This is a genomic window from Cupriavidus sp. H39 (assembly GCF_050271075.1).
GTDB lineage: Bacteria > Pseudomonadota > Gammaproteobacteria > Burkholderiales > Burkholderiaceae > Cupriavidus > Cupriavidus necator_B.
The window spans coordinates 594,782-619,163 of the sequence record NZ_CP189848.1 but is presented as its reverse complement, the minus strand read 5'-3'; the positions used below and the strand labels follow the sequence as shown (position 1 = coordinate 619,163).

The 24,382-nt window shown below is 69.7% G+C and carries 22 protein-coding genes; 6 read left to right on the top strand and 16 right to left on the bottom strand.

The features are described 5' to 3' along the window. Nucleotides 1–3: 3 nt before the first annotated feature. The 7 genes from ACOCMH_RS18290 to ACOCMH_RS18260 all read right to left on the bottom strand — a co-directional run bounded on the left by ACOCMH_RS18290 (nucleotide 4) and on the right by ACOCMH_RS18260 (nucleotide 6,359). The gene (locus ACOCMH_RS18290; RefSeq protein WP_427312411.1) at nucleotides 4–273 is read right to left on the bottom strand and encodes an HPr family phosphocarrier protein; all 270 of its coding nucleotides are present in this window, start codon (nucleotides 271–273) and stop codon (nucleotides 4–6) included. Next, entirely contained in the window at nucleotides 242–697 is a 456-nt protein-coding gene (locus tag ACOCMH_RS18285) for a PTS sugar transporter subunit IIA (RefSeq protein ID WP_427312410.1), read from the bottom strand. Before ACOCMH_RS18285 ends, ACOCMH_RS18290 begins: the two co-directional genes overlap by 32 nt. Nucleotides 698–775: 78 nt before the next feature. Next, the gene (gene gshB, locus ACOCMH_RS18280; protein ID WP_427312409.1) at nucleotides 776–1,741 is read right to left on the bottom strand and encodes a glutathione synthase; all 966 of its coding nucleotides are present in this window, start codon (nucleotides 1,739–1,741) and stop codon (nucleotides 776–778) included. 8 nt (nucleotides 1,742–1,749) lie between these two features. Beyond that, a complete protein-coding gene (gshA, locus tag ACOCMH_RS18275) occupies nucleotides 1,750–3,045 on the bottom strand; it encodes a glutamate--cysteine ligase (protein WP_171514319.1) in 1,296 nt (431 codons plus the stop codon). Between the two features lie 556 nt (nucleotides 3,046–3,601). Continuing rightward, the gene (amt, locus tag ACOCMH_RS18270; protein WP_427312408.1) at nucleotides 3,602–5,152 is read right to left on the bottom strand and encodes an ammonium transporter; all 1,551 of its coding nucleotides are present in this window, start codon (nucleotides 5,150–5,152) and stop codon (nucleotides 3,602–3,604) included. A 32-nt stretch (nucleotides 5,153–5,184) separates the two neighbouring features. Next, nucleotides 5,185–5,523 (bottom strand): P-II family nitrogen regulator, encoded by a 339-nt coding sequence (locus ACOCMH_RS18265; protein ID WP_010814843.1) that lies wholly within the window; start codon nucleotides 5,521–5,523, stop codon nucleotides 5,185–5,187. 53 nt (nucleotides 5,524–5,576) lie between these two features. Next, on the bottom strand, nucleotides 5,577–6,359 hold the full coding sequence (locus ACOCMH_RS18260) for a TorF family putative porin (protein WP_427312407.1): 783 nt from the start codon (nucleotides 6,357–6,359) through the stop codon (nucleotides 5,577–5,579). Between the two features lie 402 nt (nucleotides 6,360–6,761). Between ACOCMH_RS18260 and ACOCMH_RS18255 the strand changes: the two genes are divergently transcribed. Next, on the top strand, nucleotides 6,762–7,040 hold the full coding sequence (locus tag ACOCMH_RS18255; protein WP_012351595.1) for an accessory factor UbiK family protein: 279 nt from the start codon (nucleotides 6,762–6,764) through the stop codon (nucleotides 7,038–7,040). A 91-nt stretch (nucleotides 7,041–7,131) separates the two neighbouring features. Next, entirely contained in the window at nucleotides 7,132–8,676 is a 1,545-nt protein-coding gene (locus ACOCMH_RS18250) for a YifB family Mg chelatase-like AAA ATPase (protein WP_427312406.1), read from the top strand. A gap of 52 nt (nucleotides 8,677–8,728) precedes the next feature. On the opposite strand, the gene zwf is transcribed toward ACOCMH_RS18250, so the two are convergent. The 6 genes from zwf to ptsP all read right to left on the bottom strand — a co-directional run bounded on the left by zwf (nucleotide 8,729) and on the right by ptsP (nucleotide 17,992). Beyond that, complete coding sequence (gene zwf, locus ACOCMH_RS18245; protein ID WP_171514323.1) at nucleotides 8,729–10,216, bottom strand: glucose-6-phosphate dehydrogenase; 1,488 nt, start codon at nucleotides 10,214–10,216, stop codon at nucleotides 8,729–8,731. A gap of 90 nt (nucleotides 10,217–10,306) precedes the next feature. Further along, entirely contained in the window at nucleotides 10,307–11,338 is a 1,032-nt protein-coding gene (locus ACOCMH_RS18240) for an SIS domain-containing protein (RefSeq protein ID WP_427312405.1), read from the bottom strand. After that, nucleotides 11,331–12,434: an N-acetylglucosamine-6-phosphate deacetylase gene (nagA, locus tag ACOCMH_RS18235; protein WP_427312404.1), complete on the bottom strand. Its 1,104-nt coding sequence runs from the start codon at nucleotides 12,432–12,434 to the stop codon at nucleotides 11,331–11,333. Before nagA ends, ACOCMH_RS18240 begins: the two co-directional genes overlap by 8 nt. Nucleotides 12,435–12,476: 42 nt before the next feature. Further along, nucleotides 12,477–13,541, bottom strand: a complete 1,065-nt coding sequence (locus ACOCMH_RS18230) for a porin (RefSeq protein WP_427312403.1) — start codon at nucleotides 13,539–13,541, stop codon at nucleotides 12,477–12,479. 118 nt (nucleotides 13,542–13,659) lie between these two features. After that, nucleotides 13,660–15,345 (bottom strand): N-acetylglucosamine-specific PTS transporter subunit IIBC, encoded by a 1,686-nt coding sequence (gene nagE / locus ACOCMH_RS18225; protein ID WP_427312402.1) that lies wholly within the window; start codon nucleotides 15,343–15,345, stop codon nucleotides 13,660–13,662. Nucleotides 15,346–15,412: 67 nt separating this feature from the next. Then, the gene (gene ptsP, locus ACOCMH_RS18220; protein WP_427312401.1) at nucleotides 15,413–17,992 is read right to left on the bottom strand and encodes a phosphoenolpyruvate--protein phosphotransferase; all 2,580 of its coding nucleotides are present in this window, start codon (nucleotides 17,990–17,992) and stop codon (nucleotides 15,413–15,415) included. Nucleotides 17,993–18,383: 391 nt separating this feature from the next. Here ptsP and ACOCMH_RS18215 point away from each other — a divergent pair, with 391 nt between their 5' ends. Next, a complete protein-coding gene (locus ACOCMH_RS18215) occupies nucleotides 18,384–19,106 on the top strand; it encodes a GntR family transcriptional regulator (RefSeq protein WP_171514329.1) in 723 nt (240 codons plus the stop codon). On the opposite strand, the gene ACOCMH_RS18210 is transcribed toward ACOCMH_RS18215, so the two are convergent. The 3 genes from ACOCMH_RS18210 to ACOCMH_RS18200 all read right to left on the bottom strand — a co-directional run bounded on the left by ACOCMH_RS18210 (nucleotide 19,088) and on the right by ACOCMH_RS18200 (nucleotide 20,677). After that, nucleotides 19,088–19,276 carry a hypothetical protein gene (locus ACOCMH_RS18210; RefSeq protein ID WP_427312400.1) on the bottom strand — a complete coding sequence of 63 codons (189 nt, stop codon included), beginning with the start codon at nucleotides 19,274–19,276 and terminating at the stop codon, nucleotides 19,088–19,090. The two genes, ACOCMH_RS18215 and ACOCMH_RS18210, sit on opposite strands and share 19 nt — an antisense overlap. Nucleotides 19,277–19,353: 77 nt before the next feature. Beyond that, nucleotides 19,354–19,995 (bottom strand): LysE family transporter, encoded by a 642-nt coding sequence (locus ACOCMH_RS18205; RefSeq protein ID WP_171514330.1) that lies wholly within the window; start codon nucleotides 19,993–19,995, stop codon nucleotides 19,354–19,356. 79 nt (nucleotides 19,996–20,074) lie between these two features. Next, a complete protein-coding gene (locus ACOCMH_RS18200) occupies nucleotides 20,075–20,677 on the bottom strand; it encodes a hypothetical protein (protein ID WP_427312399.1) in 603 nt (200 codons plus the stop codon). Between the two features lie 131 nt (nucleotides 20,678–20,808). Here ACOCMH_RS18200 and ACOCMH_RS18195 point away from each other — a divergent pair, with 131 nt between their 5' ends. From ACOCMH_RS18195 to ACOCMH_RS18185, 3 genes are all read left to right on the top strand, one after another. After that, the gene (locus ACOCMH_RS18195) at nucleotides 20,809–21,315 is read left to right on the top strand and encodes a thioredoxin (RefSeq protein ID WP_427312398.1); all 507 of its coding nucleotides are present in this window, start codon (nucleotides 20,809–20,811) and stop codon (nucleotides 21,313–21,315) included. Nucleotides 21,316–21,419: 104 nt separating this feature from the next. Next, the gene (locus ACOCMH_RS18190; RefSeq protein ID WP_427312397.1) at nucleotides 21,420–21,953 is read left to right on the top strand and encodes a TlpA disulfide reductase family protein; all 534 of its coding nucleotides are present in this window, start codon (nucleotides 21,420–21,422) and stop codon (nucleotides 21,951–21,953) included. Between the two features lie 154 nt (nucleotides 21,954–22,107). Further along, a complete protein-coding gene (locus ACOCMH_RS18185; protein WP_427312396.1) occupies nucleotides 22,108–24,207 on the top strand; it encodes an ATP-dependent helicase in 2,100 nt (699 codons plus the stop codon). Nucleotides 24,208–24,382 lie beyond the last annotated feature (175 nt).

Here is a 24,382-nt window from a genome sequence, read left to right as displayed (position 1 = left end):
GCCTCACTCCCCTTCACCAAAGCGGTTGGCAATCAGTGCCAGCAGCGCGTCCATCGCCTCCTGCTCGTCGGGCCCCTCGGTCTCGAGCGTCACCGTCGAGCCAATGCCGGCGGCCAGCATCATCACGCCCATGATGCTCTTGGCATCGACCTGGCGTCCGTTGCGGGACATCTTGACCTGGCTGACGAAGCTGCCGGCGAGCTGGGTCAGCTTGGCGGACGCGCGTGCGTGCAGTCCGAGTTTATTGACTATGGTGGTGTCCCTCTGCAGCATATTTGTCGGGATGATTGGCGGTTTGGTTCTGGACGGTGGTGGTGCCGACCTGCAGCACGCCCTGCGCGCCGCCGGCCAGCGCCTTGGTGGCAAGCTGGTCCAGCTTTTCGGCCCGGTAGCAGATGGCGCGGACCAGCATGGGAAGGTTGACGCCGGCCAGCACGCGCACGCGGCCCGGCTCGGCCAGGCGCGCGGCAATGTTGGCGGGGGTGGCGCCGAAGATATCGGTCAGCACCAGCGCGCCGTTGTCTTCGCAGATGGCATCGAGCCGGCGCCTGGCCTCGGCCAGCACCGCGGCGGGATCGGCATCGGGAAGGACGTCGATGGCTTCCAGCCGCTGCGGCTGGCCACAGTAGACGTGGGCGGCGCAATCGCGCAGGGCTGATGCCAGCGGGGTGTGCGCGATGATCAGGATGCCTGCCATGATGGTGAATCCGTTGGATTGCCCCGATTGTAGCAGGCGCCCCCCCGCGCTCCCGCTGCCGGCCTGAGCTGGTGTCGGCTAGCTGCCAGCAGCACTCACGGCGTGCTCCAGCGCGTCGATAAACATCGCCGCGACATGGAAGCCGGTCTGCTGGGTGATTTCCTGAAAACAGGTCGGGCTCGTCACATTGACCTCGGTCAGGTAGTCGCCGATGACGTCCAGGCCGACCAGCAGCAGGCCTTGCTCCCACAGCCCCGGCGCCAGCGCCTCGGCGATCTCGCGGTCGCGCCCGCTCAGCTCCTGCGCGCGCCCGGTGCCGCCCGCGGCCAGGTTGCCGCGCACCTCGCCGGCCATCGGCACGCGCGCCAGCGAATACGGCACGGGCACGCCGCCGATCAGCAGCACGCGCTTGTCGCCGTCCTTGATCGCCGGGATATAGCGCTGCACCATCAGCGAACGGGCGCCGTCCTGGCCCAGCGTCTCGACGATCGCCGCCAGGTTCATGCCGTCCGCGCCGACCCGGAACACACCCATGCCGCCCATGCCGTCCAGCGGCTTGACGATGATGTCGCGATGCTCGGCGTGGAAATCGCGGATGCGCGCCAGGTCGCGCGTGACCAGCGTCGGCGTGATGAACTCCGGATACTGGGCGATCGCCAGCTTTTCGGAATGGTCGCGGATCGCCCGCGGCTTGTTGAAGACCCGCGCGCCCTGCGCCTCGGCCAGCTCCAGCAGCCAGGTGCTGGTCACGTATTCCATGTCGAAGGGCGGGTCCTTGCGCATCAGCACCGCGTCGAAGGCCGACAGCGGCTCGAGCGCGCTGTTGCCCTCGCGGTACCAGGCGCCATGTCCGTCGCCGCCCTCGCCGGTCAGGTGCAGGCGCGTGGCCACGGTCTCGACGGTGCGGCCCGACAGCGCCAGTTGCGGCTGCAGGCACCAGTACAGCTCATGGCCGCGCGCAGCGGCCTCGGCCATCATGGCGTAGGTGGAGTCCTTGTAGGTCTTGAAGGTCTCCAGCGGATCGGTGATAAAGAGGATGCGCATGGTGGCGTTCAGATGATCGGGTTCGGGTCGGTCTTCTCGAGTTCCAGCGACGCCGCCAGCAAGGCCAGCCGGGCCACCACGCCATACATGTAGAAGCGGTTCGGCACCGCCGCGCCGGGCTTGGCATGGCTGTCGGGGATGCCGTTGGGCGCAAACGCCAGCGGCACGAAGTGCATGCCCGGGGCGTTCAGGTTCTCGTCGTTGCCGCGGCCGGTGTGCACGCGGTAGAAGCCGCCCACCACGTAGCGGTCGATCATGTACACCACCGGTTCGGCCACGGCCTCGTTGACCTTCTCGAAGGTGTGCACGCCCTCCTGGATGATGACGTCGCTGACCTCCAGGCCCTCCTTGACGACGCTCATCTTGTTGCGCTCTTTGCGGTTCAGGCCCTTGATCTCGGAAGGATCGCGCACGGTCATGATGCCCATGCCATAGGTGCCGGCATCGGCCTTGACCACCACGTACGGCGTTTCCTTGATGCCGTACTCGCGGTACTTCTTGGCAATCTTCTTCAGCACGCCTTCGACCGCGTCGGCCAGTTCCTCCTCGCCCACGCGCTCGTGGAAATTCACGCCGGTGGTGCGCGCAAAGTACGGGTTGACCATCCACGGGTCGATGTCGATCAGCTTGGCGAACTTCTTGGCCACCTCGTCATAGGCGGAAAAGTGGCTGCTCTTGCGGCGCGTCGACCAACCGGCGTGCAGCGGCGGCAGCAGGTACTGCTCATTGATGTTTTCCAGGATCGGCGGAATGCCGGCCGACAGGTCGTTGTTGAGCAGGATCGAACAGGGATCGAAATCCTTCAGGCCCAGCCGGCGGCCCTTGGTGCCCAGGCGCGCCAGCGGCTCCACCACCAGGGTCTGGCCGTCGGGCAGCTCGATCGGGGTCGGCTCGGTGATTTCCTCGGAAAGCGAGCCCAGGCGCACGTTCAGCCCGGCCTGGCGCATGATCAGCGACAGCCGCGCCACGTTCTGCAGGTAGAACATGTTGCGGGTGTGGCGCTCCGGGATCAGCAGCAGGTTCTTGGCGTCCGGGCAGATCTTCTCGATCGCCGCCATCGCCGCCTGCACCGCCAGCGGCAGCATTTCCGTGGCCAGGTTGTTGAAGCCGCCCGGGAACAGGTTGGTATCGACCGGCGCCAGCTTGAAGCCGGCGTTGCGCAGGTCCACCGAGCAATAGAACGGAGGCGTATGCTCCTGCCATTCCAGCCTGAACCAGCGCTCGATGGACGGCGTGGCGTCCAGGATTTTCTTTTCCAGTTCGAGCAGCGGACCGTTCAGCGCGGTGATGAGATGCGGGACCATATCCATCCTATAGATCGTCTAAATCGTTCGCCCCGATTGTAGAGGAACGGCCAACCAGGCGCTGGCACACCCTTTATAAGGATATGCAGCGCCTGGCATAAGGGATAACGATATGGGGATGGGCCGCGGAAAATAAAGAGGCCGCGCCGGCGCCGGCAGCCGGGCAAAAAAAAGCGCGGCGATGCCGCGCTTTTAAATGGCCTGACAGATACGGGGAGCGTTCTGCAGGTGGAGGAAACTGCCTCAATGGCAATGTATGTCTGCAGCACATTAAATACAACTGAAGCTTTTTAAGATCGGATTTAAGCACTTTGCGAAAAGCCCGCGCCCGGCGCGCGGGATTGCTGGTTTGCCCGCCCCAGTACTGCGTTTGCCGGTTTCGGCGACCGTCGCGAATAGCGTCCCGATGGCCAGGTCCGAGCGCGCCGGCGCCCTGGGCCGCACGCAAATGTCTGCAACCTCAGTCAACGCCAACAAGAAAAAAGCCCGGCACGCAGCCGGGCAAAACTCCTGAGAGCAGATTCCCAATCAGCCCTCCAGCACAACACGGTTTCGCTCAGCCTTCGTACGCGGTCTCGCCGTGCGAGGTGATATCGAGGCCTTCGCGCTCTTCGTCTTCCGGCACGCGCAGGCCGATCAGCATGTCGACCAGCTTGTAGGCGACAAAGGCCACCACGCCCGACCACACCACGGTGGTCAGCACGCCTTCAAACTGGATCCACAGCTGGCCGGCGATCGAGTAGTCGTCCGCCACCTTGTTGGCCACGTAGTCGTAGATGCCGGTGCCGCCCAGGCTGGGCGCGGCGAACACGCCGGTCAGCAGCGCCCCCACGATGCCGCCCACGCCGTGCACGCCGAACACGTCCAGCGAGTCGTCCATGCCCAGCATGCGCTTCAGGCCGGTCACGCCCCACAGGCACAGCAGGCCGGCCACCAGGCCCATCGCGATCGAGCCCATCGGGCCGACAAAGCCGGCCGCCGGGGTGATCGCCACCAGGCCGGCCACCGCGCCCGAGGCGCCGCCCAGCATCGACGGCTTGCCCTTGCCGAGCCACTCGCCGAAGGTCCACGCCAGCACCGCGGCACAGGTGGCCAGCAGCGTGTTGACGAAGGCCAGCGCGGCCGAGCCGTTGGCTTCCAGCGCCGAGCCGGCGTTAAAGCCGAACCAGCCGAACCACAGCAGCGAGGCCCCCACCATGGTGAAGGTCAGGCTGTGCGGGCGGATCGCCTCGCGGCCGAAGCCGATGCGCTTGCCGAACATGAAGGCGCCCACCAGGCCAGCCACGGCGGCGTTGATGTGCACCACGGTGCCGCCGGCGAAGTCGAGCGCGCCCTTCTGGAACAGCCAGCCAGCCTTGGCCGTTGCGGCGGTGCCCGCGGCGGCGTCGGTGTAGGCGTCCGGACCCGGCCAGAACCAGACCATGTGGGCCATCGGGATGTAGGAGAAGGTGAACCACAGCACCACGAACACCAGCACGGCCGAGAACTTGGCGCGTTCGGCGAAGGCGCCGATGATCAGGCCGCAGGTAATGCAGGCGAAGGCGCACTGGAAGGCGAAGTAGCCCAGTTCGGGCACCACCACGCCCTTGCTGAAGGTGGCGGCCACGGCCTCGACTGTCAGCCCCTTCATGAAGAGCCGGTCGGTGCCGCCGAAGAAGGCGTTACCCTCGGTAAAGGCAAAGCTGTAGCCGTAGATTGCCCACAGCAGCGCCACCAGCGAGAAGATCACCAGGCACTGCATCAGCACCGACAGCATGTTCTTGGAGCGCACCAGGCCGCCGTAGAACAGCGCCAGGCCAGGCAGCGTCATCAGGATCACGAACGCGGTCGAGACCAGCAGCCAGGCGGTGTCGCCCTTGTTGGGCACGGGTGCCGCAGGCGCCGCGGCGGCTTCCGCCGGTGCGGCGACGGGTGCGGCGGCGGGCGCCGGGGTTGCTGCCGGGGTGGTTGCAGCGGGTGCGGCGGCGGCCGCGGAAGGGGCAGCGGCCGAAGCCTCAGCCGCCGGCTTGTCCTGCGCGGCGGCCGGCGTCGACATGCCCACGCCAGCCGTGCCGACGGCCAGCGCCATCGCACCCGCCGTCAGGAATCGCTTGATCCAGGTTTTCATGGAATTCACCTTTGTCTCTATGCTGTCTTGGGTCACAGGGCATCGCCGCCGGTCTCGCCGGTGCGGATGCGGATGACCTGCTCGATCGGGGCCACGAAGATCTTGCCGTCGCCGATCTTGCCGGTGCGGGCCGATTTCTCGACCGCCTCGATGGCGCGCTCGACCACGTCGTCGGGCACGGCCACCTCGATCTTCACCTTGGGCAGGAAGTCGACGATGTATTCGGCGCCGCGATACAGCTCGGTATGGCCCTTCTGGCGGCCGAAGCCTTTCACTTCGGTCACGGTGATGCCGGACACGCCCACGTCCGACAGCGCTTCGCGCACCTCGTCGAGCTTGAACGGCTTGATGACTGCGATGATGAGTTTCATCAGGATTCTCCTGGGAGCGGACCGGCATCAGCCCGCCCGGGGCTGCGTCAGAGTTAGAAAGTCTTGGTGATCGAGGCCCAGGCCGCGGCCTTGCCCAGGTAGCGGCCACGGTTGGCGCTGGTGTAGGCCACTTGCTTGGCGTTGGTGTCGACATAGGCGATCGCCAGCGCAAAGCCCTTGCCGAGGTCCTTGGTCAGGCCGATCTTCCAGTCGGTGTACGAGGCATCGCTGTTGTGCTTGACGCCCTGGTAGCCGACGTGCGCGTTCAGCGTCAGGTCCCAGAAATTGAGCGGCACGTTGGCGCTGAGGTCGACGTAGTAGCTGTTCTTGCTGTCGGCCCAGCCAAACAGGTTGGTGACCGAGTGCGAGTACTTCAGGAACACCGGGCCCCAGCCGACCCCGGCATACAGTTCGGTGGTGTACGGCCGCGGGTTGTTGTAGCCGCCCGGGTAGTAGTACTCGAGCACGCCCAGGTCATAGGCGAACTCGGTGCCGGCCACCTTGAAGGTGTTCTTGAAGCCGCCGTAGAAATCCATTTCGACCGGCGCCGACACTGCCGGGTTGGCGTCCTCCAGCCAGCTGATGCTGGAGTTCCAGTTGCCCACGTAGAAGCCGCTTTCGTGCGCGTAGTCGAAACCGCCCTGGATGGCCGGGCGCAGGTTGGTCTGGCTGATGCCGCGATAGCGGTAGTCCGAGACCAGCGACACGTTGGCCGTGAACGTATGCGGCGAGGCCGGCTCGGCAGCCGGGGCCGCGGCGTCGGTGCTCTGTGCCATGGCGCCGTTCGCGGCACTGGCCAGGACCACCGCGCTGACTGCAAGGGCCAACTTCTTCATGGGGTTTTTCTCCTTTTTGCTGATGGCTCGGATTTCGTTTAGTTGGAATTCCGGTGAAGCTTCGAGGCAGCTCGGCAGCACTACTGCAACTGCCGTGCCACCCTGCGGCATCCCGCCGTCTGCCGGCGGTCGATGCGCATCTGCGCACTCGGGCCAGGCGCCGACGCGGGCCTGAATCTGGCCTGCAGCGACGCCAGACCGGGTTAAAAGGTGTGAACGGCGCGGCGCCGGTCCTTTCGCGCGCGTGCCGCTGGGGCGATAATCGAGACCTGACGGTGGCTGTGTACGGCCCGCGCGCACACGAACCGCCCGCATTCAGGGCGCCCAAATCCTGTGCGAAAGCGCGCCATACGCCAGATGTCCACCCGGATTGGCACCACTCAGGTGCGCAAAGGAGAAACCATGAAACCGACCGATCTCTTCAACGACCTGCAGAACAAGGTCAGCGAGGCGCTGCGCAATTCGCCGGCAAGGGACATCGAGAAGAACGTGCGCAGCATGATGACCCAGGGCTTTGCCCGGCTGGACCTGGTCACGCGCGAGGAATTCGACGTCCAGTCGCAGGTGCTGGCGCGCACCCGCGCCCGCCTGGAGGAACTGGAAAGCCGCGTGGCGGAGCTTGAGCGCCGCGCCGGCATCCCGCCCGGCGCCGGCTCGGTGGATTCGACCGGGGGCGCGTGAGCACGCCGGTCTCGCCGCCATCCTCCAGCCTGTCTGAAGGCCGCCAGTCCTGGCGGCCTTTTTCGTTAACAGTTTCGTGCGGTTCGATGTCATGAGCCTTGCCGTCCTACGCAGCCGGGCCCTGACCGGCATCGCCGCGCCGCCGGTGCGGGTCGAGACCCACCTGGCCAACGGCCTGCCGGCCTTCACCATCGTCGGCCTGGCCGACACCGGCGTGCGCGAGAGCCGCGAGCGCGTGCGCGCCGCCATCCTCAACAGCGGCTATGAGTTTCCCAACCGCCGCATTACCGTCAACCTGGCCCCGGCCGACCTGCCCAAGGAGTCCGGCCGTTTCGACCTGGCCATCGCGCTCGGCATCCTGGCGGCCAGCGGCCAGATTCCGTCGGACGCGCTGGACGCGCATGAATTTGCCGCCGAGCTGTCGCTGTCCGGCGAATTGCGTCCGGTGCGCGGCGCGCTGGCCATGGCGATGGGGCTGGCGCGCGACAACGCCGCGCGCGCAGCTGCCGGCGAAGCGCCGCGCGCCTTCCTGGTCGCCGCGGGCAACGGCGCCGAAGCCGCGCTGATCGAAGACCTGCCCGTGCACGCGGCCGCCACGCTGCGCCAGGCCTGTGACCACCTCGGCCCGGTGGCCGAGGCGCGGCTGCCCCGCGCCATGCCGCCCTTGCTGCCCGCCGCCACCGGGCGCGGTCCCGACATGTGCGAAGTGCGCGGCCAGGCGCAGGCGCGCCGCGCCATGGAGGTGGCGGCGGCCGGCCAGCACTCGGTGCTGCTGGTGGGCCCGCCGGGCACCGGCAAGTCGATGCTGGCGCAGCGCCTGCCCGGCCTGCTGCCGCCGATGTCGCTGCAGCAGGCGCTGGAAGCCGCCGCCGTCATGAGCCTGACCCCGGGCGGCTTTCGCGCCGACGCCTGGGGCCTGCGCCCGTGCCGGGCGCCACACCACACCGCTTCGGGCCCGGCCATGGTCGGCGGCGGCGGCAATCCGCGCCCGGGCGAGATCTCGCTGGCGCACCACGGCGTGCTGTTCCTCGACGAGCTGCCCGAGTTCGACCGCCGCGTGCTGGAAGTCCTGCGCGAGCCGCTGGAATCGGGCCGCATCACCATCGCCCGCGCCAATGGCCACGCGGATTTCCCCGCCTGCTTCCAGTTCGTGGCAGCGATGAACCCGTGCCCGTGCGGCTACCTTGGCCACCCCGACCGGCCCTGCCGCTGCACCCCCGACCAGGTGCGGCGCTACCAGTCGCGGATTTCCGGCCCCATGCTCGACCGCATCGACCTGCAGGTCGAAGTGCCCGCGCAAGACCAGGGCGAAATGCTCGACGGCCCACCCGGCGAAGCCAGCGCCGCGGTGCGCGCGCGCGTGCTGGCCGCGCGCGAACGCCAGCTGGCCCGGCAGGGCAAGCCCAACAGCGAACTGGCCGGGCGCGAGATCGAGCAGCACTGCGGCATGGACCCGCAGGCCCAAGCCTTGCTGCGCGGCGCGATGACGCGGCTGGCATGGTCGGCGCGCTCGTACTTCCGCGTGCTGAAGGTGGCGCGCACGATTGCCGACCTGGCCGGCGCCGAGGTGCTGAACGCCGCCCACGTGGGCGAGGCGATCCAGTACCGGCGCGCGCTGCGGATGGCCGGCGGCTGACGGCCTTTCTCAGTGCGGGGAACCCGCAGGCGCAGCGGGTCCGGCCAGCCGCTCAGGCTTCCTCCGACCATTGCACGCCTTCGCGCGCCATGAACGCCGACGACGCCGCCGGCCCCCACGTGCCGGCGGTATAGGGCCGCGGGCCCTCGTCCTGCGCGCGCCACGCCTCAAGAATCGGGTCGACCCAGGTCCAGGCGGCCTGCAGCTCGTCGCGCCGCACGAACAGCGCCAGCCGTCCGCGGATCACGTCGAGCAGCAGGCGCTCGTAGGCTTCGGCACGGCGCGTGGTGAACGCCGAGTCCAGGTTCAGCGCCAGGCTCAGCGGCTTGAGCTTCATGCCCTCGCCCGGCTGCTTCACCATCAGCGTCAGCCGCACCGCCTCTTCCGGCTGCAGCCGGATCACCATGCGGTTGGGCTGCAGCGTGCTGCCCGGGTCGAAGATCGAATGGGGCACCTCGGCAAAGTGGATCACCACCTCGGTCACGCGCTCCTGCATGCGCTTGCCGGTACGCAGGTAGAACGGCACCTGGTTCCAGCGCCAGGTGCCCAGCTCCGCCCGCATCGCGACAAAGGTCTCGGTGCGGCTGTCGGGCGGAATCCCGTCTTCCTGCAGGTAGCCGCGCACCAGCTCGCCGCCGATGGCGCCGGCGGTGTACTGGCCGCGCACGGTGTTGCGGCGCACGTCCTCGGGCGACATCGGCCGCAGCGAGCGCAGCACCTTGAGCTTTTCATCGCGCACCGCGTCGGAGTTGAGCGATGCCGGCGGTTCCATCGCCAGGATGCTGACCAGCTGCAGCAGGTGGTTCTGCACCATGTCGCGCATCGCTCCGGCCTCGTCGTAGAAGCCGCCGCGCGTGCCCACGCCCACGGTCTCGGCCACGGTGATCTGCACGCTGCGCACGAACGGCGTGCGCCACAGCGGCTCGAAGATCGAATTGCCGAAGCGTAGCGCCATCAGGTTCTGCACCGTCTCCTTGCCCAGGTAGTGGTCGATCCGGTAGGTGCGCTCCTCGCTGAAATAGCGGCTCACCACCTCGCCGATGTCGATCGCCGAGGCCAGGTCCACGCCCAGCGGTTTTTCCAGCACCAGCCGGGTGTCGCCGGCAATCAGCCCATGGCTGGCGAGGTTGTCGCAGGTGGCGGCGAACAGCCCCGGCGGCATCGCCATGTAGTAGATGCGCAGCGCGTCGTTGCGCAACTGCGCGGCCAGCGCGGGATAGTCGGCGGCCTGCGCGGCGTCGAGATGCACGAAGTCCAGCCGCTGCAGGAAGGCTTGCCATTTGCCCGCCTCGATATAGCGCGCATCGACAAACGGTTGTGCGCTTTCGTCGGCAAAATTGACAAAGGCCTCGCGGTCCCACCGGTGCCGGCCCACGCCGATGATGCGGGTGCCGTCCGGCAGGTTGCCGTCGCGGTGGCACATATAGAGCGAGGGCAGCAGCTTGCGCGCCGACAGGTCGCCGGCGCCGCCGAAGATGACGAGGTCAAGCGGCCGGTCGTCGGCAGTGCCGAAGGCAGAGACGGTGCGGGTGGTTGGCATGACGGGCTCCTTGGGTGCCGCGGGGGCGTGGGGTGTGGGGCGGGTGCGGTGCGAGCCGGCAGCGCTTGCCGTGTTGGGCAGTCTGCCGGATCAGCGGGTCTCGGTCACCTTGCGCAGGTATTGCGGCTGGTCGGGATTGCGCCCGCGCGCCACGGCCAGCGCGTGCGCGGCGACATAAAAACTCTGGATCGCACAGATCGGATCCAGCAGCGCTTCGTCGGCCGGCACCAGCGGCAACGCCACCGGACCATCCGCATCATTCGTGCCAGCCGGGGCCGCCAGCAGCACGCGCGCGCCGCGTGCGCGCATCTCCGCGGCCAGCGCCAGCAGCCCGGGCTGCTCCGGTCCGCGCGGCGCGAACACCAGCAGCGGATAGCCGGTGCCGATGATCTCCATCGGGCCGTGCCGCACCTCGGCGCCGGAAAAGGCCTCGGCCTGGATGCCGGCAGTTTCCTTGAGCTTGAGCGCCGCCTCCTGCGCGATCGCCAGCCCTGCGCCGCGCCCCAGCACCATCATGCGCTGCGCGTCGCGCAGGGCCGGCACCAGCGCGGACCAGTCCTGCGCCGACGCTGCCGCCAGCGCGGCGGGCAGGCCGCTGCACGCATCGAGCAAGGCGCTGCCACCGCCGCGCGCGGCTTCGAGATACCCGACCAGCAGCGCCGACATCGACAGCATGGCGATATAGCTCTTGGTTGCGGCCACGCTGTGCTCGGTGCCGGCGCGCAGCGGCAAGGCATGCGCGCACGCCTGCGCCAGCGGTGAAGCGGGCGCGTTGACCAGCGCCACCGTGGCGGCGCCGCCGGCGCGCAGGGCCTGCATGGTCTCGACCAGGTCCGGGCTGCGGCCCGACTGCGAGAATGCCACCGCCAGCTGCCCGGCCACGCGCAATGCGCTGTCGTGCAGCGTCACCGTCGACATCGGCAGCGAGGCCACCGGAACGCCCAGCCGGCGCGTCACCAGCGCGGCGAAATAGCTGGCGGCGTGGTCCGAACTGCCGCGCGCCACGGTCAGCACTGCGGGCCAGTCGTGCGCGGCCAGTTGCGCGGCCAGCGCCGCCACGCGCGGCGCGTCGGCCAGCTGCGCGGCGACCACGGCGGGCGCGCTCAGGGCTTCTTCAAGCATTCGCGACACAGCACTCTCCTTCGACATACACGCTGCGCACCGACAGCGCGCGGTCCAGCACCACCACGTCGGCCCAGCAGCCTTCGGCCAGCATGCCGCGCTCGGCAATGCCCAGGTACTGCGCCGGGTACAGCGACACGCGCCGCGATGCGTCGACCAGGTCCAGCCCGATCGAGACGAAGTTGCGCAGCGCCTGGTCCATGGTCAGCACGCTGCCGGCCAGCGTCCCGTCGGCCAGGCGTACGCTGCCGTTGGCCTTGTAGACGGTCTGGCTGCCGAGGTGGTACGCGCCGTCGGGCATGCCCGCGGCGGCGGTGGCGTCGGTGACCGCGTACAGCCGCGGGATCGCGCGCAGCGCGGCGCGGATGGCGCCGGGATGCACGTGGAGCAAGTCCGGGATCAGCTCGGCGAATTCGGCATGTGCCAGCGCGGCGCCCACCACGCCGGGCGCGCGGTGCCGCAGCGGCGTCATCGCGTTGAACAGGTGGGTGAAGCCGCTGGCGCCGGCATCCAGCGCGGCCGCTGCGTCTTCATAGGTGCCGAGGGTGTGGCCCAGCTGCACGCGCACGCCGCGTGCGGCCAGCCGGCGGATGATGTCCAGGTGCCCCGGCAGCTCGGGCGCCAGCGTCACTACCTTCAGCGGCGCGGCGTCGAGGTACTGCGCCAGATCTTCGGGCGTGGCGATGACGGAGGTGTCCGGCTGCGCGCCTAGCTTGCCCGGATTGATGTACGGCCCCTCCAGATGCACGCCGAGCAGCCGCGCCGCGCCGGCCGGGCGACCGGCACAGGCGCGGCCAAGCGCCTGCACCGCGGGCAGCAGCACGGCGTGCGGCGCCGTCATGGTGGTGGCGAGCAGGCTGGTGGTGCCGAAGCGCACATGGGCGCGCAGGATCACCGGCACCGCGGCCTCGCCATCCATGAAATCCTTGCCGCCGCCGCCATGATTGAGCAAGTCGACAAACCCCGGCAGCACGTACGGGGCATCGTTGAGCGCGGGCGTGACCGGCACCCCCTCGATGCGCGCGATGCGTCCGTCCGGGCCGGCATGGACCTCGCCGAAGACCCAGCCAGCCGGCGTCAGGATGTTTCCCTTCATGGCAATGCTCTCCAAATCATCGGCCGCCGCACCTGGCCACCGTCAGAACAGGTGGATGACGCCGGCATAGGCACCCTGCTGGTTCGCCCCCGCGCGCGGCATGGTGTCCGGCGACGCCTCGACCGAAAACGAGGCGTTGCGCGAGTTGAATACCGAGGCGACGGTGCCATACAGCGCGGTGCGCTTCGACAAGTCATACTTTGCGCCCAGTGTGACAAGCGTGCCATGCCCGCCGCCCCGGTTCAGGGTAGCGTAGTAGACGCCGGACAGCAGCGTCAGTGCCGGCAGCACGCGGTAGTTGGCGCCTACCCATGCCATCTGGCTGCGCGTGGCGGCATACGGGTTCTCCGGCGTGGCCACGGTGGCGCCCGACGACGCGGTCAGGTTGTAGCCGGCAAACAGGCGCAGGTCATTGAGCGCATAGCTGCCGCCCAGCGTGTACTGGCGCGAGCTGGTGTACAGGTTGTCCATGCGGCCCTGGGCGTCGCGCAGTGCTTCATAGATGCCGGTCAGGCTGAAGTTGCCCCGCGCGTACTTGACCGCCGCGCTCACCTGCCTGCCGCGGTTGAAGCTGCCCGGCACGCCGTCGCTGCCCGCCTGCGCGCGCACGCTCAGCCCGCCCCACGCGGGCGAGTTGTAGGTCACGGCGTTGGGACGGGAGCCCCAGTTGCGGCCATAGACCAGCGTGGCGATCGAGCTGGCCTGCAGCCCCATCGGATCGATCGCGCCGCTCTCGTCGTCGGTCAGGCTCATGGCGCGGCCCAGCAGCAGCGCGCCCCAGTCGTTGCCGGCCAGGCCCACCTGGGCGCGGCGCCCGAACAGCGGATCGGAACGGCCGGTGCCCGAGGTGATCATGCCCTCCAGGTTGAACACCCCGCGCAGGCCGCCGCCCAGGTCTTCGGCGCCGCGCAAGCCCCAGAAGCTGACGCCGTACTGGTTGCTGCCAAAGCGCAAGGTGTCGGCGTCGCCGCCGGGGCGGGCGATGCCGTTGACATAGTCAAGGCCGGCCACGGCGCGGCCGTACAGGGTGATGCCGGTGCCGGCGGCCTGCGCGCAGGCGCTGCCGGCCGACGCCGCGAGCAGCGTCGTCAATGCAATGCGTTTCACGATCAAGGGCTCCTGGATAGGCATGTCGGTAGCCATCAGCACGGCAGTCGTCGCGGCCGCCGTCACGTTCTGGCCGATGGCGGGATCGACCGCAGCCAGCCGGCTGCGGCGGCGGGGGTCACTGGGGCCGGGCTTGCAGGGCGCGCCGCAGCGCGGCCGCGTGTTGGTCTGCCGCATGGCCGAAGGCAATATGCGCGGTGTCGTCGCCAACCCACATCAGCGGGCTGCCAGCCAGATCTTCGGCACGCACCCGCGCTCGCTCGCGCACCACCACCCGCAGTCGCGTCAGCGCCTCGACGCTGATGGCGGCGATGTTGGCGGCGCCGCCCAGCGCTGCGATCCACCAGTCCGGGTCGAAGCCGCCGGCTTCGGCAACCGGGTCCGGCGCGGCCTTCCCGGCCTGCCCGGCCTGCTCCAGCACCGCGCGGATATCGCCGGCAACCTGCTCGGCCTGCGGACCGACCACCACCTGCACCACGTTGGGCGGGCGCTTGAGCACGCCGCGCACCCCCAGCGCCTTGAGCCGCGGTTCCGACACCGCGCCGACGTCGGCCACCTTCAGCCGCAGCCGCGTGGTGCAGGCATCGACCACGACCAGGTTGGCGGCCCCGCCCAGCGCCTCGACATAGCGTTGTCCCGTGCTGCCGGCGGCCGGCTGCGCCGCGCCTTCGGCGGGCGCGGCGGGGACGATGTCGTCGCGGCCCGGCGTCGGCAGGTTGAAGCGGCGGATAAAGACACGGAACACGCCGTAGTAGACCAGCGCATACGCCAGCCCCAGCGGCAGCGCCAGCCAGCCGCGGCTGGACAGGCCGTAGGCCAGCACGTAGTCGATCGCGCCCGCCGAGAAGGTGAAGCCCAGCCGGATCTGGAGCCAATCGCACAGCGCCATCGACAGGCCGGTCAGCAGCGCATGCAGGCCGTACAGCACCGGCGCCAGGAACATGAAGCTGAACTCGATCGGCTCGGTGATGCCGGTCAGGAATGAGGTCAGCGCCATCGAGAACAGCATGCCGCCCACCAGTGCGCGCCGCTCCGGAGCGGTCTCGTGGTACATCGCCAGGCAGGCCGCAGGCAGCCCGAACATCATCACCGGGAAGAAGCCGGTCATGAACAGGCCCGCGCCGGGATCGCCGGCAAAATAGCGGTGCAGGTCGCCCGCCACGGCCGCGCCGGTGGCCGGATCGGCATAGTTGCCGAACACGAACCACGCCAGCGTATTGATCAGGTGGTGCAGCCCGGTCACCAGCAGCAGCCGGTTCAGCAGCCCGAATACGAACGCGCCGGCCGGGCCCGCGGTGGTGAGCCAGGCGCCGGCCACGTGGATGGCGGCCTGCACCGGCGCCCAGGCATAGGCCAGCACGATGCCCAGCAGCAGGCAGGCCAGCGCGGTGACGATGGGCACGAAGCGCTTGCCGGCAAAGAACGCCAGGTACGGCGGCAGCACCACGCCGCGGTAGCGGTTGTAGAGGCTGCCCGCGATCGCCCCGGCGACGATGCCGGCCAGCACGCCCATGTCGAGCGCCTGGTCGACAGTCTTCATCACCGTGGTCAGCACCAGGTAGCCGATGGCGCCGGCCAGCGCCGCGGCGCCGTTGTTGTCGCGCGCAAAGCCCACCGCCACGCCGATGGCAAACAGCAGCGCCAGGTTGGCGAAGACGGCGTTGCCCGCCTGCGCCATCACCTCGATGCCGAACACGTCTGGCTGGCCCAGGCGCAGCAGCAGGCCAGCCACCGGCAGCACCGCGATCGGCAGCATCAGCGTGGCGCCCAGGCGTTGCAGCCGGGGCAACAGATCGATCTTCATTGGCGTTCTCCTCGAAGCTGTGCGCGCATGGCGCGCGTGGTGGGGGCGCGTGGTCGGGGCGCGGGGTTCAGGCCGGCCAGTAGCGCCGGCACGCCTCACGCACCGCCGCGGCCGAAGCCAGCCGCAGCAATTCGGACGCGCGTTTCCGGCAGTCGGCGTGCGCGAGCTTGCGCACCCGCGCCTTGATGGCCGGCACCAGCGCGGCGTCGACCGACAGCTCGGTCACGCCCAGTCCCAGCAGCACCGGCACGGCCAGCGGATCGCCCGCGAGCGCGCCGCACACGCCGACCCAGCGCCCATGGCGCGCGGCGCCTTCGGCGGTGGCGGCAATCATGCGCAGCACGGCGGGATGCAGGGCGTCCAGGCGCGGCGCCAGGTGCGGCTGGCAGCGGTCCATGGCCAGCGTGTACTGGGTCAGGTCATTGGTGCCGATCGAGAAAAAGTCAGCGTGCTCGGCGAGCTGGTCGGCAAGCAGCGCGGCGGCCGGCACTTCGATCATCACGCCGACCTCGATGCCGGCATCGGCGCCGGCTTCGGCCGCCAGCGCGCGGATGCGCGCGCGCCAGTGCAGCAACTCGCCCGCCTCGCTGACCATCGGCAGCAGGATGCGCAGCGGCGGCCTGGCGCGCACCGCCAGCAGGCCGCGCAGCTGGTCGTCCAGCAGTTGCGGGCAGACCTGCGCCAGGCGCACGCCGCGCAGCCCCAGCGCTGGGTTGGCCTCGGCCGGCAGGCGCAGCCAGGCGGCGTCCTTGTCGCCGCCGATATCGAGCGTGCGCACGATCGCGCTGCGCCCGTCCAGTACATCGGCAATGGCCTGGCAACGGGCGGTGTGATCTTCCGCGGCGGGCGCGGCCTCGCCATGCAGGAACAGCAGCTCGGTGCGCAGCAGGCCGACCGCGTCGGCGCCTTGCGCGACCGCATGACGCGCGTCGTCGAGGCTGCCGATATTGGCGGCTACTTCAACGTGCACGCCGTCGCGCGTGCTGGCCGGCGCGTGCGCGACGCGCAGGTCGGCCTGGCCCTGCTGCGCGCGCAGCCTGAGGGTGCTCGCGGCGGCGGCCAGCAGGTGTTCATCGGGGTTGGCGTGCAGGCGCGCGTGGTCGCCGTCGGCAATGACCTGCGTGCCATCGGGCAGCCGTTCCAGCGCACTGCCCAGCGCCACCAGGCACGGGATGCCGAGCTGGCGCGCCATGATGGCGGCGTGCGCGGTCGGGCCGCCGCGCACCATCACCAGCGCGGCCACGCGGGTGCGCTCGAGCCCGATCAGGTCGGAAGGTGTGAATTCGTCGGCGGCGAGCACCACGGGTTGCCCGCCCAGCGCCACGTCGGCGGACACGCCGGCCTCCGCATGGCTGGCACCATGGCGGATTGCCGCCAGCGCGCGCAGCACGCGCTTGCCCAGGTCGAGCAGGTCGGCGGCACGGTCGGCGGCGCGGCGGTCGGTCATGGCGGCCAACGCCGCGGCTTCGGCGCTGGTGGCCTCGCGCCATGCGAAGCCCGCGCTTTTTCCCGCGTCTATCAGAGGATCGGCAGCCTGCAGCAGCGCCGGGTCTTCAAGCAGCGCGCGATGCATGGCGAAAATGCCGGCCTCGGCGCTGGCCCCGCGCGCGTTGGCGGCGGCGCTGTCGTGCGCCAACTGGGCGTCGACCGCCGCCAGCGCGGCGCGCAGGGTGGCACGCTCGGCCGGCGCGCCCAGGCCGGCCTGGTCCGGCTCCGGCGCCGCGTCGCGCCACCAGCGCAGCGGGCCGATGGCGATGCCGGGAGCGGCGGCCACGCCGGCAATGCCGCCCGGCGGCAGTTCGCCGCTACGCGCACCCGGTGGCGGCGCCATGCCGACGGGGAACACGGCCTGCTCTTCCCCCGCGTCGGTGCGTTGCAGCTCACGCGCCACCGCATCCAGCGCGGCGCCGGCATCGGGCCCGCTGGCGACCAGATCTACCGTGGCGCCCTCGTCCGCGGACAGCGCCAGCAGCGCCACCAGACTTGACAGGCTGGCCTGCCGTCCACCGTAGTGCAGCGCCACCGTGGCCTCGAGCCCCTGTATGGCCGCACGCGCACGCGCCGCGGGCCTTGCATGCAGGCCGCCGGCGCAGCCCAGCGTGACCGTGCGCCGCAGGGCGGCCGCGTCGGTGACATCGGCCCGCGGTGCAGGCGCTGCGGCTGCCGCGGCGCCTGCCGGGCGCAACTGCAGCAACACGGTGCGGCCGGCCTCGGCCAGGACCGCATCGGTGCGCGCGGCAACGGGGAAGTCGTGGCCGTTGGCCACCGCCATCACTGTCACCAGGCTGCGCGCCTGCCGCGCCACGCGCTCGACATCGAAGCGGATCAGCGCATCACCCTGACGCACTGCCGCGCCCTGCGCCACGCATGGCGCAAAGCCGTCGCCGCGCAGCGACACGGTGTCGATGCCGACATGCAGCAGCACCTGGGCACCGCACGACGCCTGCAAGGTCAACGCATGGCCGGTTGCGGCCAGGTGCAGCACGACGCCATCGCAAGGCGACACCACGGTGTCGCTCAGCGGATCGATGGCCACGCCGTCGCCGAACAAGCCTTCGGCAAAGACCGGGTCCGGCACCGCCGCGAGGGGCAGCAGCACTCCGCTCAACGGAGCCCGCAACAACAGGGTTTCGCTCGTCTCAGCCATTCTGCTTCCAGATTCGCGGCGACCGGTTGCGGAATGCCACGGCGCCAGGTTCGGGGGAGAAGATAAACGGTTCATGACAACAAAAATACCAGTACAAACCACTACGCCAGACATGTACTTAACTGGTATCTAAAATGCGTGCGTCGGCAGTATCACATGACGGCCTCGGACAAAAAATTGATTCAACGCACAGGCCCTGAAAAATAGGCTTTTTCCTGGCGGCTCGTACCTTGCGCGGGCCTCCTTTTTAGCCACACCTTTCCAATACCAATTGACGGAAACCCTGCGCATGGCGCACGCATCACCCGGGCCGTACTATTTGCCCGCGAGGCCGCCAGATGTCCTAAAGTGGTATCATCACCACCAAATTTTGGTACCCACGAGGATTCGCATGGATCAACGGCTGCAGGCCCTCAGGCCGGACGAGGCGGACGCCACGCCGATCTACCTGCAGGTGGCGCGCAAGCTGACCGCCGCCATCCAGGCCGGACAATGGCGGGTGGGCGATGCGCTGCCGTCGGAGCGCACGCTGGTCGATTCGCTGGGGATTTCGCGCGTCACCGCACGGCGCGCGCTACAGGTGCTGGCCGAGGAAGGCACCATCACGCGCAGCCATGGCGCGGGCACCTTTATCGCGCCGCGCGCCGAGCCCAGGCCGGCGCGGCTCGACAACTTCAGCGAGCTGGCGCGCCGGCGCGGCATGACGCCGGCGAGCGAGCTGGTGGCGTTCGAGCGCCGCCGCGCCACCGCGCAGGAAAGCGCTGAGCTGGCCCTGCCCGAGGGCGACGAGATCGTCAGGCTGACGCGGCTGCGCAAGGCTGACGGACAGATTTACTGGATGGATGTGACCACGCTGGCGCTGGCCGTGCTGCCCGACGCCAGCGCCATCGGCGAATCGCTCTACGCCTACCTGGAGCGGATCGGCAAGCCGGTGCTGCGCGTCACCGAGACACTGCGCGCCGTCGTGGCCACCGAGGAACTGGCCGCGCGCCTGGGCATCAGGCCGGGCGAGCCCCTGCTGCATATCCGCCGCACCGGCTACACCCATGGCGACAAGCCGGTCGAACTGACCGACGCGTACTGCCTGAACGACTTTTACGAGCTCAAGCAATAGCGCCCGGCGGCGCCGGCCACGGGCGGCTCCACCGGCGGCGGGGGCGGGTCTTCCTCGGGCGGCAACGGCAGGTCGGGGGGCACGCCCGGCGGCGCTGGCTCTTCCGCCGGGGGCACGGTATGGCGCGGATGCGGGCGTGCACCGGCGATGGGGTTCAGCGAGGCGGGCATGCGAGGTCTCCGTGGCTGGGCTTCTTCCTCATTGAAGCAAACCCCGCCCGCCCACGCCAGTGCGGATCCCGTGCCGGTCAGGCGTGCTGGCGGCGCACGAAGAACAGCGCCGCGCCCACCGCCATCAGCACGCTGCCGAAAAACCGGTTCTGCCACAGCACCGCGCGCGCATTGCGGAACAGCCCCTGCATGCGCGACGCCAGCAGCGCGTAGCCATGCATCACCACCAGGTCGACGCCGCACATGGTGGCGGCCAGGATCGCCAGCTGCGGTGCCAGCGGCCGGTTCGGGTCGATGAACTGCGGCAGCACCGCGACCATGAAGATAATGCCCTTGGGGTTGGTCACGTTGGTAAGCAAGCCCGTGGCAAAGCGCCGGCGCCGGCTCATCACGGCCACGCGCGCGGGGCCGCCGTCCTGCACCGAACCCGCTTCCACCCTGGCGCGCCATTGCTGGATGCCGAGGTAGATCAGGTACAGCGCGCCAACCGTCTTGACCACCATGAAGGCCTGCTCCGAGGCCAGCAGCAGCGCGCCCAGCCCGCCGCCGGCCACCAGCAGCACGATCACCAGCCCGGCCTGCAGGCCGAAGATGGTGGTGGTGGTCCGGCGCAGCCCGTACGACAGCCCATGGCTCATCGACAGCACCGCGCCCGATCCCGGCGAGACGGCAATCACCCAGCACGCGGCGAAATAGGCCAACCAGACTTCCCAACGCATTTCGACTCTCCTTTGACGTCAACCATGCCGGGCCACGCACTGCAGCCCGGGCACCTGTGATGGATTGGGGCGCGGTGCCTCAGAGCGGGTGGAACCCGCCCAGGAACTGCTCCACTTGCTCAGCCTGGCGCGCGTCGCGCGCGGCCTCGCCGGATTCCAGCACCACCGCCTGGTAGGCGTGCACGCCCACCGCCACCAGCCGCGCGCTGAGACGGCGCGGCGACTGGTCCTGCGGCGACACGCCGCTGGCCTGCAGTTCCAGGCCGGCCAGCGGTCGGCCCGGCCGGTCCGCGCTCATGATGGTGACCGGCCGCGTGCGCGCCTCGCCCGACAGCGTGCCCAGGTTGGCCAGCAGGCCGGCCTGCATCGCCGCCAGGGCCTCGCGCCGCAGCGCTTCATCGTCGGCGGGCAGCGTCACCACGCCCACGGCGAAGAGGGTCTCGTCGACGCGTGCGGCTTCCATCGTCATCGGCAGCTTGCGCCCGGCAATGGTCACGTCGCGGGCGGCGCTGGTGGGCTTGCCGGGATAGAGCGCGGCGTAGCCGCCTTCGCCCGACTGGATGGTGCGCCAGTCATAGCGCGGCGAACAGGCGCACAGGGCCAGCGCCAGCAGCGCGGCGCAGCACGTCAGGGACCAGCGGGGCACGGCGACAGGGCTCAGCGGGGGCAGCACGGGGCGCATGGAAAAACGGGGGCGAAGGGCAGGTGCGGGATGGTCGCGCACGGGCGCATCGCCGGCGCGCGGAAACCGGTATTATCCCGGAAGCGGCGCGCCAGTGCTTGCCGCGCCGCTCCGCCGCCCCCAGATCCGCCATGCCCGCTCCTCGCCTTGCCCGACTTGCCGTAGCCAGCACTCGCCTGCCCTGGCTGGCCGCGGGCGTGTTGCTGGCCGCCGTGGCCGGCCTGGCTGCCGCCGCCAGCCCGCCGCACCTGCCGCCGGCCACTGACCTCGCCGCCCACGGCGCCGACGCGGCGCGCCGCGGCGAGCCGCTGGTGGTGCTGGTGTCGCTGCCCGGCTGCGGCTATTGCGACGCGGTGCGGCGCAACTACCTCGGCCCGCAGGCGGCCGCGGGCGAGATCGCAGTGCGCGAACTCGACATGACCGCCGACACCCCGCTGCGCGCTGCCGACGGCAGCCTGACCACCGCGCGCGCCTGGGCGCGGGCGCAGCAGGTCAGGGTGGCGCCCACGGTGCTGTTCCTGGACCGCCAGGGCCGCGCCGCCGCCAGCCCGCTGCGCGGCATGCAGCCCGACTTCTACGGCGCCTACCTGGAACAGGCGCTGACGCAGGCCCGCGCCGCCGTCGCCGCGCAGAAGTGACTGAAGGGCTGCGGCGGATTGCCGCAAGGCGGTTCCGCACAGCGCGCGAACGCCGGCCGCATTAGAATGTCCCACTGCTGACCGAACCTGCCGAGCCGGATTTCATGACCACTACCGCTGCCCCCAAGACCTCCCGCAAGCCATGGCCCATCGTCGCCGCCGTGGTGGTACTGGCGCTGCTGGGATGGTTCGGCTACCGCGCGCTATCGCCGTCCGGTACCGCGCCCGCCGCCACCTTCACGCTGCTGTCGGGCGAAAAGGTCAGCACCGCCGACCTCAAGGGCAAGGTCTACCTGGTCAACTTCTGGGCCACCAGCTGCGCCACCTGCATCAAGGAGATGCCGGACATGGTCAGGACCTACGAGCAGTTCAAGGGCAAAGGCCTCGAATTCGTCGCGGTGGCGATGAACTATGACCCCCCCATGTATGTGATGAACTACGCCAAGACGCGCGGGCTGCCGTTCAAGGTGGCGATGGACACCGACGGCAGCGCGGCCAAGGCCTTCGGCGACGTGGGGCTGACGCCGACCACCTTCGTGGTCGACAAGGACGGCCGCATCCTGAAGCGCTATGTGGGCGAGCCCGAATGGGAAGCGCTGCACAAGCTGCTCGACGGCGCGCTGGCAAAATCCGCGTAACAGCGGCGCTGCCAACGCCTGCGAAAAGGTGCTCATCGAGCACCTTTTTTTGTTTTTGGCAGCGATCGGCCGTGTGGCGGGTTGCGCGGGGAGGCTGTATGGATATACAGTTGGCGCCAGTCTTTTCCAAGCCTCCCTTCTGCCGGCCTCACCCGTGACCCTGGACCTTGCCCCCGCCGCCGAACTCGCCGCACCTGACGCCGAAGCCGTTCCCGCCTACCTGTCCCGGCTCAACCGGGAGCAGCGCGCCGCGGTCGAGCACGGCAGCGAGGCGCCGCTGCTGATCATCGCCGGGGCCGGCTCGGGCAAGACCAATACGCTGGCGCACCGGGTGGCACACCTGGTACTGGGCGGCGCCGATCCGCGCCGCATCCTGCTGTTGACGTTCTCGCGCCGCGCCGCGGCCGAGATGGGCCGGCGCGTCGAGCGCATCGTCGACCACGCGCTGGGCACCAGCACCGGCGCGGGCCGCGCGGCGCTGCAGTGGTCCGGCACTTTCCACGCCATCGGCGCACGGCTGCTGCGCGAATATGCCGAGACGCTGGGCCTGTCGCCCGCCTTCACCATCAGCGACCGCGGCGACTCGGCCGACCTGATGCACGTGGTGCGCCACGACCTGGGCCTGTCCGAGACCGCCAGCCGCTTCCCCAAGAAGGAAACCTGCCTCGCGATCTATTCGCGCGTGGTCAACACCCAGGCGCCGCTGGAAGACGTGCTCAAGCAGCAGTTTCCGCGCTACGCGATGTGGGCCGACGCGCTGCGCACGCTGTTCGCCGGCTATGTCGAGGCCAAGCAGAAACAGCACGTGCTGGACTACGACGACCTGCTGCTGTACTGGGCCCAGGCCATGGCCGAGCCCACCATCGCGCAGGACATGGGCGCGCGCTTCGACCATATCCTGGTCGACGAATACCAGGACACCAATGCGCTGCAGGCGTCGATTTTGCTGGCCATGCGGCCCGACGGACGCGGCCTGACCGTGGTCGGCGACGACGCGCAGTCGATCTACGCCTTCCGCGGCGCCAGCGTGCGCAATATCCTGGATTTTCCCGCGCAGTTCACGCCGGCCGCGCAGCAGGTCACGCTGTCGCAGAACTACCGTTCGACGCAGCCGATCCTGCAGGCCGCCAACGCGGTGATCGGGCTGGCGGCCGAGCGCTATACCAAGGACCTGTGGTCCGAGCGCCAGTCCGCCGAAAAGCCCGGCGTGGTCGTGGTCAACGACGAGGCCGACCAGGCCCGCTACGTGGTCGAGCAGGTGCTGGCGCGGCGCGAGGCCGGCCTCGCGCTGATGGCGCAGGCGGTACTGTTCCGCGCCGCCGACCACAGCGCGCAGGTGGAGATCGAGCTGGCACGGCGCAATATCCCGTTCGTAAAGTTCGGCGGCCTCAAGTTCCTGGAATCCACCCACGTCAAGGACGTGCTGGCGGTGGTGCGCTGGCTGGAAAACCCGCGCGACCGCATGGCGGGCTTCCGCACGTTGCAGCTGCTGCCAGGCATCGGCCCCAAGACCGCGGCGCGCGTGCTCGATGCGCTGGCGATGGCGACCGAGCCGCTGTTCTCGCTGGAAGCCTTCGAGCCGCCGCCGGCCGCGGCGCCCGCGTGGGCTGACCTGCTGGGGCTGGCACGCGCGCTGATGGCGCCGACCTCGCCATGGCCATCGGAATTCGAGCAGGTGCTGGGCTGGTATGCGCCGCACCTGGAACGGCTGCACGACGACGCCGCCGCGCGCCAGGCCGACCTGCAGCAGCTGGAGCGCATCGCCGCCACCTACGGCGCGCGCGAGCGCTTCCTGACCGAGCTGACGCTGGACCCGCCCAGCGCCTCCAGCGATGAGTCCCGCGTGCCCTCGCGCGACGAGGACTACCTGATCCTGTCGACCATCCATTCGGCCAAGGGCCAGGAGTGGAAGGCGGTGTATGTGCTGAATGCCGTCGACGGCTGCATGCCGAGCGACCTGGCCACCGGCACCACGGAAGAGATCGAGGAAGAGCGGCGACTGCTGTACGTGGCGATGACCCGGGCCAAGGACCACCTCGATGTGATCGTGCCGCAGCGGTTCTATGTGCACCAGCAAGTGGGCTTCGGCGACCGGCATGTGTATGCGTCGCGCACGCGCTTCCTGCCAAACCGGGTGATGCCGAATTTCTACAGCCGCTCGTGGCCGCCGCCGCCGATGCCGGGCGAAGCCGCGGTGAAGCCGGCGCTGGCGCCGGTGGACCTGGCGGGCCGGATGCGGAATATGTGGCGGTGATCGAGCGGTCGGCCGACTTTGCCGAGCCCGCCGGTTCGCTCCCCTCTCCCACGCAGTGGGAGAGGGGCCGGGGGTGAGGGCTGGCGTGTGCCAAGCATGAGGCGCTTCACTTCGAGCAAGCGCCCGCCCTCACCCCCGCCCCTCTCCCGCGCGCGGGAGAGGGGAGAAAACAAGC